Consider the following 12,170-nt stretch of genomic DNA (forward strand, 5'->3'; position numbering starts at 1 on the left):
GGCATCAGTTATCGGACGGCCTTTCGCTGGTGGAAAGCGGGCCAGATTCCCGGCTATCAGGCTCCGACCGGCACCATCATTGTGCAAGAGCCGAAAGAGCCAGCCGCGCCAGCGCAGCGGGTCGCCATCTATGCCCGCGTCCCGTCTCATGAGCATCAGGCGAACTTAGATCGGCAAGCGGAACGGTTGCTCTCGTACTGCGCTGCGAAGGGCTATCAGGTGAGCAAAGTCGTGAAAGAGATCGCCTCCGGCGTCAATGATAGCCGCCCCAAACTGCTGGCGCTCTTAGAGGACCAGGCCATCACCTTGATGGTGGTGGAACATCGGGACCGGCTCACCCGTTTTGGTTTCCGCTATCTGGAGACGCTTTTGCGGGAACAGGGCCGCACCATTGAAGTGGTCAATCAGGCAGAAAACGAGACCGAAGACCTCATGGCCGATCTCACCTCTATCCTCTATTCGTTCACCGCCCGTCTCTATGGGAGACGCCGGGCCAAACGCAAAACCGAAGCGCTGGTCAAACAGTTGGAAGCGGGGGAGGATGCCGATGCAATTGGTTGAGCAGCATGTGATCGGGAAGTCCGACCCACGCTTTGCCGCCATTGACGCAGCGGCGTTCAAGGCGAAAAATCTCTACAACGCCGCCAATTATCTCGTGCGGCAAGCCTTTATTTTTGAGCGGCGGTACATCGGCTATGCAGAACTCTTCCATCTGCTCAAACACCACGACGCCTATACCGCCTTGCCGCGCAAAGTCTCTAATGATATTCTGCGCCAACTGGATAAGAATTGGCGAGCCTTCTTTGCGGCCTGTGAGGCGTACCGGGAAGACCCAGGCACGTTCACCGGACGCCCGAAACTGCCCAAATACAAGGACAAGACGAAGGGCCGCTTCCTGCTGATCTATGATAGGCAGGCCATTTCGCGCCGGGCGTTGGCGCGTGGGATACTCGCCCCCTCTGGCCTTGCCATCGAAGTGCAGACCGCCCACAAAGCCGTTAAGCAGGCACGCATCGTGCCACGTATCGGGTTCTCTGTGGTGGAAATCGTGTATGAGCAGGCGGAAGCTGCCCCCTCTGGTAATCCTGCCCTGTATGCTGCTGTTGACCTCGGAGTAGATACGCTGGCCGCGTTAACCTCAAACAAAGGGGGCTTTGTCCCACACCTTGTTAACGGGCGCGTCCTGAAAAGCTACAACCAGTTCTACAACAAGCGCCGGGCTGAGTTGCAAGAGGCATTAGGATACGTTGGCACGACAGCACGCATGGAACGCTTGACGACGAAGCGGACGCGCCGCATCAATCACTATCTGCACGCTGCCAGCAAGACGATCATCTCGCTACTGGTGAGCGAGGGCATCGGCACGCTGGTCATTGGCAAAAATCTGCTCTGGAAACAGGAGATAGAGTTAGGGCGCGTCAACAACCAGCATTTTGTCCAGATACCGCACGCTCGCTTCATCAAGATGCTGCGCTACAAAGCGGAACTGGTAGGCATTGCCGTGAAGGTGCAGGAAGAGAGCTACACCTCCAAAGCATCCTTCCTTGACCTGGACCCGCTGCCGGTCTACGACCCGAAGCAGGAAAATAACCATGTCTTCAGTGGCAAGCGGGTTGAGCGCGGGTTGTATCGGGCCAAGAATGGGCGGCGCATTCACGCCGATGTGAACGGCAGCTACAACATTGGCCGAAAAGCATTCCCCAATTCCTTCGGGCAGGGGATAGAGGCCGTCAGAGCAGTACGGCCAGTAGGATTACCGATCTCTACGGTTGTCCAGCCTTGTGCGCTGGATAGAGCGGCAATCCTACCAACCAGAGCATAGCTGTCTATGCTTTGTGATACTGTGAAAGTGATCTTGCAACCCGGATGCCAACGAGAAACAAGAAGGGTAACGGTCTTTATAAGCGCAGAGGGCGTCTGGAATTCCAGACGCCCTCTGCGCGCGACCCGCGACGGAAGGAAAAGCTGTGCTATGCGGAGACTTTGGAGAGCGGGCCAGCGTCATCGGAGAAGTTGCTGGTGTTGAGTACCTGGATGCCAGCGTGCTGCTCGCCATTGAACGGTGTCACGACGGGCGAGGTCTTGCCAGGCTCGCAGCCGAGGTTGAATGGGACGGCGGGGTCATTGAACCAGAGACCCAGGTGGAACTGATGGGTGGCCTTGAAGGTGGTGGTGGGGCCGCCCTGTGAGACGGAGAAGGTCTCTTCGTTGAAGATGCCGCGCACGCTGACGCTGCCATTGCCTTCGTGGTTGGTTTCCAGGTCGCTCTGATACCAGGCGATACCAAAGGGCGCGTGTGGAAGCTCGGTGACGAAGAGGTCATAGCCGGTGTTGGGCGCGAGGCCGTTGACGGTGATGGTCATTTCCTCGTTCAATTCGCCCCTGGTGATTCTGGCTGACCCTGATGCGTGAGGCAGGCAGGTGGTGATTGCCGCAGAAGAAGGTACCAGAGAAAACTTAAAGCCGCTTTTTTGTGGGTTTACTTCGGTGGTGGTGGGCGCTGGATTCGAGCCGCAGGCCGCCAGGGCTACGAGGGCCAGGATCAGCAAAGGCGATCCCTTGAGCCAGGTACGGAAGAACTTTAACATAGGTTTTTCCCTTTCTTGCAGAACTTCTTCATGTGCGGTTAAGAGGTTATTTGGATACATTCAACAGGCAGTGGAGTGACGCTGGTAGCAACGGCGTTTTCCCGTCATTTGCCGCGCGACCCGCTGTGTTGATTGTTCTGGGGAGAGGATACCTGAAAAGCGGCGCGTTCTCATCCGCAGGATGCTGTATATTATGGGCGGCGATCCTGGTTGTCCATGAGCCGAGGTGTGTCGGACGATATGGGTAATCTTCTGTAGATGAGGAGCGCCGCATCGAAACAGAGAGGCTTTGATTTATGAACGCACCTACCGCTCTCCCGCTTGAAGAGATTCGCGCCGCGCGGGGGCGCATTGCCAGCGCGGTTATTCGCACGCCGCTTGTTCGCCTGAACGTGGAGGATGCTGAAATCTATCTGAAGCTGGAGAATCTGCAACCGATTGGTTCGTTTAAGCTGCGCGGGGCGAGCAACGCGCTGCTGCTGGCGTCGAGGGAAGAGTTGGCGGGAGGGGTATGGACGGCGAGCGCGGGGAATATGGCGCAGGGGGTGGCCTGGCAGGCGCGGCGGATGGGGCTGGCGTGTTCGATTGTGGTCCCCGATCACGCGCCAGAGGCGAAGCTGGAGGCGATTCGACGGCTGGGGGGAAGGATTATCAAGGTTCCGTTTGCGGAGTGGTTCGAGGTATTGAGGACGCGGCGCTTCGCGGGGATGAATGGGCTGTTTGTGCATCCGGTGAGCGATGCGGGGGTGATGGCGGGCAATGGGACGATTGGCCTGGAGATTCTGGAGGATATGCCGGATGTGGATGCGGTGCTTGTTCCCTTCGGCGGGGGCGGTCTGAGCAGCGGTATTGCTTCGGCGCTGCGGGCGCTGAGGCCGCAGACGCGCGTCTATGCCTGCGAGGCGGAACCATCGGCGGCGCTGGCGGCGGCGCTGGCGGCGGGCGGGCCGAAGAAGATTGAGTATCAGGCCAGCTTTGTGGATGGGATCGGCAGCCCGTTTGTGTTGGAGGAGATGTGGCCGCTGGTGAGCAGGCTGCTGGATGGTTCGCTGGTGGCGACGCTGGAGGAGATTGCGGGGGCGGTGAAGCTGCTGGCCGAGCGCAACCATGTGATTGCCGAGGGGGCGGGGGCAGTGTCGGTGGCGGCGGCGCTGGCGGGCAAGGCGGGCGAGGGGAAGGTTGTCTGCGTGGTTTCGGGCGGCAATATTGATACGGCGAAGCTGGTGAAGATTCTTCAGGGGGCTATGCCCTAGCATGCTAAGCAACTGACCCTTTTAGGGATGAAAGGAGTGGCGCGATGTTTTCCTCTGCAAGACACATTTTTCTTCCGTTCTGCGCTCTTGCTCTGTTCGTTTCGGCTCTGGCCGGATGTTCCCCGCAGGCGGCAGGCGTTGGGGACGCGGGGCAGGCTTCTGACAGGGGCTATGCGCTGACACGCTGCACAGGGCAGCAAGCCGTCCCGACCAGGACAGGAACGCCACCAGCCTCTCAACCGGCTGTGTATGCTGGTTCGGTTGGGGGCAAGCTGTATGCGTTCTCCCCGGATACGGGGGCTGTGCGCTGGTGTAATCGTATTATGGTCACGGGGACGTTTCCGTGTCCGCGAAGTTGTCCTCCCCCGCCCGTTGCGGTGATTGGTACACCATTAGGTGCGCAGGGCGTCGTCTTTGTGTGCGTCTCCGGCTATGGAGGATATACGTATGCGTTCAATGCGAGGGATGGGTCGCTGCGCTGGCTGCGCAAGACTGATTGCGAGGTTGTTTCGATTCCATTTGTTGATTACGCGCTGCCGATAGAAGCTGATGGCGTGCTGTACACTGGGGCGTATGCGCTCGACGCGCAAGACGGCAAGATGCTCTGGCGTCTTCCGATGGAGGAGTCCTTCGGAGCCGTCGTCAATGGGGTGATCTATGCTTACTCGCAGGGGGCTGTGTATGCGTTCGACGCGAAGGATAGGTCACTGCGCTGGAGTTATACGCTGGATGATACGATTGGGAACGTGCCAACGGTGGCGGATGGCAGCGTGTATGTTGGCGACATCAACGGTAACGGCCCCTCTGGGATGACACCAGGATTGCCGGATACTTACGCGCTCGATGCGGCAACGGGAGCACTGCGCTGGCGCTACGAGAGCGGGATGGTGGGAGGCTCTGCGGTGGTTGCTAATGGGGTGGTCTATATCAGCGGCTTCCCTTGCGCCCTCTACGCGCTTGACGCGGCGCGAGGGAAGCTGCGCTGGCGTTACCAGGCGGATACGTGCAGTAGTTCGACCCCGATAGTCATCAATGGCGTCGTCTACTTTACAGCAGATGGCGCGTATGCGTTTGACGCGAGCGATGGGACGGTGCGCTGGCATACGGGGCTGGGGGCGAATCAGGGGAACAGGTTTACCTCACCGACGGTGATGAACGGGGCGCTGTACCTGGGAAAAATTGATGGGTCAGGGTACAGCACGCTGTACGCACTGGACGCCAGTACGGGAGCGGAACTCTGGCATGAGGAAGGCATCAACCAGCTTTCTCCGTCACAGGCGGGCGATTAAAATCGCGGCTAGAGGCTCCGCCGCCAAGTCCGCCTACAGGGACTCCCCCCGCCTGCATCGGCGCGGCGGCTGCACCTAAGAGCAGCGCGCGCACTGGCGAAGCGTTGGCCGCCAAGATGGCGGCGCTACAAGTGCGTTGGCCGCCAGGGACGGCGGCGGTACAGGCGGTTGGCCGCCAAGATGGCGGCGCTACAAGTGCGTTGGCCGCCTGGAAGGCGGCGCTAGAAGTGGCCTGCCGATAACCGTTGAGGGAAAACCGCTGGACATGGGCCACGCGGTGTGTTATAGTGAGGGCGTTATGAACAGTCAGGTGATGAAAGGTTTCTGCGTGATGACACGCATTCGGCAGGTCTGAGCGAAGCCCATCCTGGGGCTATTGCTTGAGCGCGCGTGGTCTGCGTTTCTTGAGTGAACGTGGATGCGGCGCGCTGCCTGCCGCGCCGTCTTTTTAAGATCGGGCTTCGCACCAAGTCGCATGAGCTGGTTGGCTCTGCGGCTTTTTTGTGTCTGCTGGCTGCCTGTATCTTGAAAGGATGGTGTGCTGATGTCATCAACGTGCCGAGAAGGTGTCTTTTACGCGCAGCATTTTCTGAAGGATGCGCGCCTGGTTGCGGCGCTGCTGAATCGCTGCGCGGTGGGGCGTGACGATGTGGTGTATGAGATTGGGCCAGGCAAGGGGATTATTACCGAGCAGCTTGCTTTGCGCTGCAAGCGGGTGGTGGCGATTGAGAAAGATTCGCGCCTGGCGGCGCTGCTGCTTGAGCGGTTCGCGGATAGGCCGCAGGTGACGATCCACGCGGGTGATTTTCTGGAGTATCGTTTGCCGCGCCAGCCGTATAAGGTGGTGGCGAATATTCCGTTCAATATTACGGCGGCGATTGTGGCGAGGCTGACGGGGGATCACGCACCGGAGGATGCGTACCTGGCGATGCAGCAGGAGGCGGCGGCGATGTTCCTGGGGGAGCCGCGCGAGTCGCTGCGAACGCTGCTGCTGAAGCCCTGGTTTGAGGTGGAACTGGTGCATCGGTTCCGGCGGCAGGATTTTGTGCCGGAGCCGCAGGTGGATGTGGTGATGCTGCGGCTGCGCAAGCGGGGGCCGCCGCTGGTCTGCCAGAAGGAGCGGCAGGGCTTCCGCGATTTTGTGGTGTATGGTTTTACGAGACGGCAGCCGACGCTGGCCGATAGCTTGAAGGGGGTTTTTAGCGGGCTGCAATTGAGACATATCAAGAGGGCGGTGGGCTTTGATGATGCGGCGACGCCAACGATGCTGACGGTGGAGCAGTGGTTGGGGTTGTTCGCGTGTTTCCAGGAAGAGGCGAATGCGCAGGCGAGGCGTCTGATAGCGGGGAGCGAGCAGCGGCTTGTGCAGCAGCAGGGCAGGTTGCAGAAGAGGCGTCGAACACGCCTGCGCGTGTAAAACAAGGGGCAGGCGTGCGCGTGGGCGCGGCGGTGAGCCGCCGGGAAGGCGGCGGTACGAGTGGCGGTTGCTCGGGGGGCGTGCGCGCGGGCGCGGCGGTGAGCCGCCGGGACGGCGGCGGTACGAGTGGTGGTATTATTCCTCTGGTCCTATGCCGCTTGACAGGATGGGGGCAGGCAGGTATACTATGGTTGCTCGGAACAAGCGGGTCTTGTGATGAGTTGTGCTGGACGGCATGGCGCGGTGGCGAAGCAATCACCACCGCGTCATTCCCCCCAGACCTGGACGCGCCAGGAATGGGGCTGAGGGTATTCTATCACTGGATATTGTGCCTAGTTGGTAGTTCGCTCGACGGCCCCTTCCTGAAGCAAGGCTGGGCTGCCCCTTGTTGGATAGGGAAGCGCGCGTCATCCGCGCTTTCTCCGGCAAGGTTATGCCAGTCGCCGCGCCAGGAGGGGGCCGTTTCGGCATGTGACGGATTGTTGGCCGGATATGTCGAAAGGAGCGCCATCTATGGCGATATTCTCTGGTTTGCCCCCGTCCCCTCCGCCTCCCCCGCCCTCTGGTCGTTATGTCGGGTCGAATCCGCTGCGGCGGGAATACGGCCTGCGCTTGCTGACGTGCAATCTGCCTGAGCCGCTGCGCGCGGCGCTGGTGCGGGCGCTGCGCCGTCCGCCGCGCTTTCAGGGTGAGAAGACGCCGCTGGCGGTGCAGAGCGGGCGGCGGCTGCGCCCGGATGAGGGGCAACTGGCGAAGGCTACGCTCCAGACGAAATGCACGCTGGTGCTGACGGAGTTGGAGGTGACGTGGCGGGTGCTGGAAGCGCCGCTGGGCAGCATCAGCCGGATGACGCGCAATACGCTGCTGGTGTCGCAGGGGGCGTATCTGCGGCGGCTCTATCTGGCGCTGGTGGAGCAGTTGGGCGATGTGGGGCTGGCGCTGACGGAGTTCCAGCGGGCGCTGGATGCGATTGGATAGGGGTCTACTAAAAAGCAGGGGCTACCTGTAGCGCCGCCTTCCAGGCGGCCAACGATTCGCCCTGGCGAGCGTCCGCCCTCCGAGCCAACGGACCGGCAGGCGAGCGGTGGGCCGCCGGGACGGCGGCGGTACGAGTGGCGGTTGTCTGGAGGGGGGCGTGCGCGTGGACGCGGCGGTGGGCCGCCGGGACGGCGGCGGTACGAGTGGCGCTCGCTTGCCGGTGTCTCCTGTGTGGTGGAACTCTGAGATGGCAAGGCGCGTGGCAATGAGGACCGATGCTGACCGGATATGCCTGTATACTAAAGGTAGCCCCTCAGCAAAATGGGGGGCTACAGGGCATGTAAAGATTCCAAAGAAAGAGGGTTGGTATGCCGGTTGTCGAGCAGATTCCGCATCTGGGGCGTTTGGGAAATGTGGTCCCTGATGGGTATGTGTATTATGAGAAGCTGGTGACGCCGGGGGAGGATTTGAGCCTGCCGGGGGCGTATCTGAAGTGGTACGATATTCGCCGCCCTGATGTGGAGATTGCTGAGGAGCAGGCTGCGGAGAGCCGCGCTTTTGTGGCGAGGGAGGTGGAGCGGCTGAAGTTTGCGGATGAACTGGGTTTTGTGCTGCTGCATCACTGCGGGTCGGTGCTGCTGCTGATGATCCAGACCTGGCGGAATACGAACGAGGTCTGGGAATCAACGTATGTGAAGGATTTGATGCGGGCCGGGGGCTATGAGCCGACGGAGTTCGAGAGCAGCCATCGAGGGGCGTTCTGTGTATGGGAGTTGGGGGCGGTCTGGCACGAGCGGCAGGCGTGGGTGCGCTTCCTGTCGTCGCGGCGGGATGAGGCGGCGAAGCTGGCGTATGTGAATGATCGTTTTACGGGAATGGTCTGAGGGGCAGGCGCTTTTGGGGAAATTGGCGCCGGCTTTGACGGGGGATGGCGGGAAGTGGCGGGACTTTACGGGCTTGTCAAGGTAGAACATTTCTTCTATATTTAGATTGTTCGAGGGATCGAACGGGAGAGGCGGGGGCCGGTTGATGTGGTGTGGGGTTGGGTTGAGGTATCCGGCTTCGCCTGGCCTCTCAGTGGGCCGAGATGCAGTGTGCGCTGCGACCATATGGTTGCAGCGCACTATCGACAGCCAGCCTCAAGCTGGACGAGGGTCCACAGAGTACATCCTGCTTAGACGCCAGCGGCGAGGGCTGGAAGCCGGCCATAGGAGGTACGCCAGGCCGGGTCTGGCTCAGAGAAGGTTGTCGGCCAGACGTTGGTACTCTGTGGGGTTGAGACTGGGCGGCGCGGGTCAGAGACCAGGCGCACCCGATGGGCAAGCGCGGAAAGCTCGCTCATGCTGGCGCGGGCGTCAGCAAAGATGTCTGGCGCGTCCTTTGGGTCAACGCTCAGCAGGAAGGCGAGCGAAGAGGTTGGCAGTCGGTTGGGTCGGCGTGGGACGGTATAGTTCTGGCGGGGGGCCAGGGGTTTGGCGCTGGTGGGGATGTGTGTCGCGCTGCGCTGTGGCCGGGTGGGCCTGAGCGCGGGAAGGGCGAGCCGATTGGCAGCCTCCAGCAATTTAGGCAGCGGGTCGGGGCCAGGGAGGGCGGGAGGCTGAGCGGGGGCGCGAATGAGCACGGGCTTGCTGCGTGTGGGGGCGCTGAGCGCGAGTGGGGCTGCGCCTGCGAAGGCAGGCTCGTGGGGCGAGCCGATGATGGCGATGCGGGCGAGTCCACGCAGATGGCGTATGGCTTCCGTCGAGCCGGGGTCACTGAGCCGATCAAGGCCGGTACCCAGGACGGCGAAGAGGTTGACAAGGGCGGCGATGGTGACGCTGGCGACGCCGACGACGGGCGAGGGGACGAGCATTGCCATTGCCAGGCCGGTTAAGGAGGTTGCCAGGCAGATCGCGGCGGCCCCCAGGATGGGGCCACGCTGGAGCCTGGCAGGCGCGAGGATATTGGCGGCGATTTGTACGAGGGCGATCAGGTTGAAGATGGTTAAGATCACCAGGGCGTTGAGATTGAACATGGCGTTCCTCCTTGTGGCGTGGATGGCAAATAGCAGGCAGACGACCAGGTGAATGTGCGCGAGCGTGCTGGCGGTTAAAACTACGCCGCTCCCCAGGATGGGCAGCGTTTGCCGCGCCAGGGTTTGATTACACGGGTACAGCGATTGAGCGACACGACGAGGCGGGAAGGTGGGAGATGGGGAACGATGAGGGAGGGCGCGCCTGTTCTTGCCATGCAGGGTGCGGTAAGTAGACTGAGAGGGCAACCTGTTGAGCGATCACCAGGCTGCCAGGCTCTCCGTTACACAACCACACAGGCAACGCGCGCCACGGTGCGTGGGATAACGAGCCATAGGTAATGATTCCGGTTGTCGGTCCGCGGCGCGGAGGGCGCGCTGGGAACGAGCTAGCTTTCAGCCAACTAGCCAGCGAGTCAGAGCTAGCGGCCTGAGCCGGGGTAACACCGTGTCTACGTTGTTTATAGCGATGCCCACACGTCGGTTGACGCGCAGGACGAGCAATCACAGAAGCGCCACTACATCGAGCAGAATCCATCTCTGGTTCCCACAGGCGCAGGGTCGCACCCGCAAGGTAGCAAAAAGCGTGCCGGATTGCGGCTTCTCAGGTAGGAATTGCTGCAAAAAGGGGGCGATTGTTTGCAATGGGTTATAGTTGTTGGGTATTTGCTGGAGCGCCAGCGGTAGCCTCTGTCGGTTCCTGACTGACGACTGAGGTAAGCAGGCTAGATAGGTCGCGCAGCGGCAAGCGAGCGCGGGTTACGATGAGGCGGGAGAGGTATTCGCTTGCCGCCAGTTCAGCAGGGGCGGCGCGAGGGATGAGCCTCCAGAGGAAGGCTGTGTCGCAGCTATCCAGCAGGTAGGCTTTGTAGGCGCCAGCTTTTTTGCTCTGGTAGGCGGCAAAATAGAAGCCCTGTACATCGTGCCAGGCAAGAGCGGCGTGGCTCTTGTGGCCCCAGCCGCCCTTCCGCCAGCGCAGCCCCCAGTCGTCGGCTATGACTGTCGAGCCGCGCGGCGCTCGCCAGGCAGCGATCAGAAAGGCAATGCCCAGGCCGCACAGGAACAGGACGATGAGGCTAAAGGTGATGACAACGGAGATAAACTCGATGAGAGGGAAGTCTGGACCTGCCTGAAATCCAGATTCAGGAAGCGCCAGCAGGAACAGGAAGCCCCATCCACTGCCCAGCCCCAGGAGCAGGAAGAAGACGCTAAAGATAGCGGAGACGATCATCGAGGCTTTCCAGCGTTTGAGCGGGCCGATCCGTGTGGGGGTGAGGGGAAGCTCATCTCCTCCCAGCGGGGCTGGCTGGTCAGCAGCGGGCGGAACAAGCTCTTCATCAGCCAGCTTCGTTCGCAAGGTCAGGGCTTTGCCAGGTACGCCCAGCCATCGCCGCTCTGCCTCTCTTTGAGTGGCAGACCAACTCAGCAACATAGCGATGAAGGGTGAGACGAGCCAGAAGAAGCCCCACCAATCTCTGCGCTGGAAGTAGTCAGGGGCATTGAGGAAGGTGTTCCAGGCCACAAGCAGGCCGTAAAACAGGAAGCCGAGGCGTATGGCGATGCGCCCTTTGCGCAGCGCGCGCCGAGATTTATCGCTGCTTTGCACGCTTGCCAATGTGGCGAGGAGAGCCTCTATGTTCCTTTGCTGATTTCTTCTCAATCGGTATCCTCCGCTGGTGGAAAGCACTACTGTGGCTGCGAGGGCTGTTTGGGGCCAACGCCCAGCAACAGGCGGGCTGTGAGCAGGCAGATGAGGGCGGTGATGGCGGCGGCGAAGATGAGGACGACGATGAGCCGCCAGGCGGGAAACTGGGAGGCATGGCCGATGAGGCCGATGACGCCGGAGAGGATGCCCAGGCAGAGCGGCAGGAGCGCGGCCAGGCGCGCCCAGCGAGCGCGGCTGGTGAGGAGCAGCGCCAGTGAGAGCAGGATGCAGGCGAGGTCGAGGATGAGAAAGATGATGAACAGCATGGTTATTCTCTGCTCTGGCCCGCTTGTTTCTTCAGCTTTTCAGGCTGTTTGGCGTAGAAGGTTGTATAGCCACATTTGGGGCAGACGATGGCCCACGTTTCGGTGAATCTGCCAGCCAGGTCGGACGCCTCTTCCTCTGACGTTGATAAGCCGATGATGTTGCCCGCTTCGGCCAGCATCCGCTCGGATTGGCATTCGGGGCAGGGGGTGGGGGCCGGGTGAGTGGTTGGCGCTTGTTTGTGGAGTTTGCCTGCGTGGCTGGTGGTGGTGGCTATCCAGCCGCCGCTGTCCGCTTGCATGGGGTCCGAGGTGTGTTCCTCTTCGATGATTTCCTGGCAGAGAGCGACGCATTCATCGCAAATGTAGACGCCGCCAGGCCCGGCGATGAGCCGCCTGACCTGATCCTGGGACTTGCCGCAGAACGAGCAGCGATATGTCATGCGGTCTGTTTTCTGGGGATGCGTCTTAAATCCGTTTGGCATGGTGTCATCCTCGCTTTCCTGGTTTGGGATGCGCGCGGTGATGCTGCTGCGATAGGCCCAGGAACCCTTCCTGTCTTCTCTCAGTATAGCTGATGCTGCGGGCGCAGCGCAAGGCGGGCGCATGTACCGCCGTCTCGGAGGCCAACCGAACGGCCAGGTGAACGTTCGCGCTCCAGTGCCA

General features: G+C 61.1%; 12 protein-coding genes. 7 read left to right on the top strand and 5 right to left on the bottom strand.

Annotated elements, in window-relative coordinates; all coding sequences use genetic code 11:
- On the top strand, positions 1-561 hold a 561-nt coding region (locus VH599_10595), incomplete at its 5' end, for an IS607 family transposase (protein ID HEY7348752.1).
- Positions 548-1,822 (top strand): transposase, encoded by a 1,275-nt coding sequence (locus VH599_10600; protein HEY7348753.1) that lies wholly within the window; start codon positions 548-550, stop codon positions 1,820-1,822. The genes VH599_10595 and VH599_10600, both read left to right, overlap by 14 nt.
- 148 nt (positions 1,823-1,970) lie before the next feature.
- Here VH599_10600 and VH599_10605 read toward each other — a convergent pair whose 3' ends face one another.
- A complete protein-coding gene (locus VH599_10605) occupies positions 1,971-2,588 on the bottom strand; it encodes a hypothetical protein (protein ID HEY7348754.1) in 618 nt (205 codons plus the stop codon).
- 296 nt (positions 2,589-2,884) lie between these two features.
- On the opposite strand from VH599_10605, the gene VH599_10610 reads away from it, so the two are divergent.
- The 5 genes from VH599_10610 (at position 2,885) to VH599_10630 (ending at position 8,409) form a co-directional block, all read left to right on the top strand.
- Positions 2,885-3,841: a threonine/serine dehydratase gene (locus VH599_10610; protein ID HEY7348755.1), complete on the top strand. Its 957-nt coding sequence runs from the start codon at positions 2,885-2,887 to the stop codon at positions 3,839-3,841.
- 44 nt (positions 3,842-3,885) lie between these two features.
- Positions 3,886-5,130, top strand: a complete 1,245-nt coding sequence (locus VH599_10615; protein HEY7348756.1) for a PQQ-binding-like beta-propeller repeat protein — start codon at positions 3,886-3,888, stop codon at positions 5,128-5,130.
- Between the two features lie 544 nt (positions 5,131-5,674).
- Entirely contained in the window at positions 5,675-6,547 is an 873-nt protein-coding gene (erm, locus tag VH599_10620; GenBank protein HEY7348757.1) for a 23S ribosomal RNA methyltransferase Erm, read from the top strand.
- 513 nt (positions 6,548-7,060) lie between these two features.
- On the top strand, positions 7,061-7,525 hold the full coding sequence (locus tag VH599_10625) for a hypothetical protein (protein HEY7348758.1): 465 nt from the start codon (positions 7,061-7,063) through the stop codon (positions 7,523-7,525).
- Positions 7,526-7,893: 368 nt separating this feature from the next.
- Positions 7,894-8,409, top strand: a complete 516-nt coding sequence (locus tag VH599_10630; protein HEY7348759.1) for a hypothetical protein — start codon at positions 7,894-7,896, stop codon at positions 8,407-8,409.
- A 290-nt stretch (positions 8,410-8,699) separates the two neighbouring features.
- Here the strand turns inward: VH599_10630 and VH599_10635 are convergent, their stop codons facing one another.
- The 4 genes from VH599_10635 to VH599_10650 all read right to left on the bottom strand — a co-directional run bounded on the left by VH599_10635 (position 8,700) and on the right by VH599_10650 (position 11,989).
- Entirely contained in the window at positions 8,700-9,539 is an 840-nt protein-coding gene (locus tag VH599_10635; protein ID HEY7348760.1) for a hypothetical protein, read from the bottom strand.
- Between the two features lie 646 nt (positions 9,540-10,185).
- Complete coding sequence (locus VH599_10640; GenBank protein HEY7348761.1) at positions 10,186-11,151, bottom strand: hypothetical protein; 966 nt, start codon at positions 11,149-11,151, stop codon at positions 10,186-10,188.
- A gap of 71 nt (positions 11,152-11,222) precedes the next feature.
- Complete coding sequence (locus tag VH599_10645) at positions 11,223-11,507, bottom strand: hypothetical protein (protein HEY7348762.1); 285 nt, start codon at positions 11,505-11,507, stop codon at positions 11,223-11,225.
- A 2-nt stretch (positions 11,508-11,509) separates the two neighbouring features.
- Positions 11,510-11,989 carry a ClpX C4-type zinc finger protein gene (locus VH599_10650; protein ID HEY7348763.1) on the bottom strand — a complete coding sequence of 160 codons (480 nt, stop codon included), beginning with the start codon at positions 11,987-11,989 and terminating at the stop codon, positions 11,510-11,512.
- Positions 11,990-12,170 lie beyond the last annotated feature (181 nt).

The organism is Ktedonobacterales bacterium, from assembly GCA_036557285.1.
Lineage (GTDB): Bacteria > Chloroflexota > Ktedonobacteria > Ktedonobacterales > DATBGS01 > DATBHW01.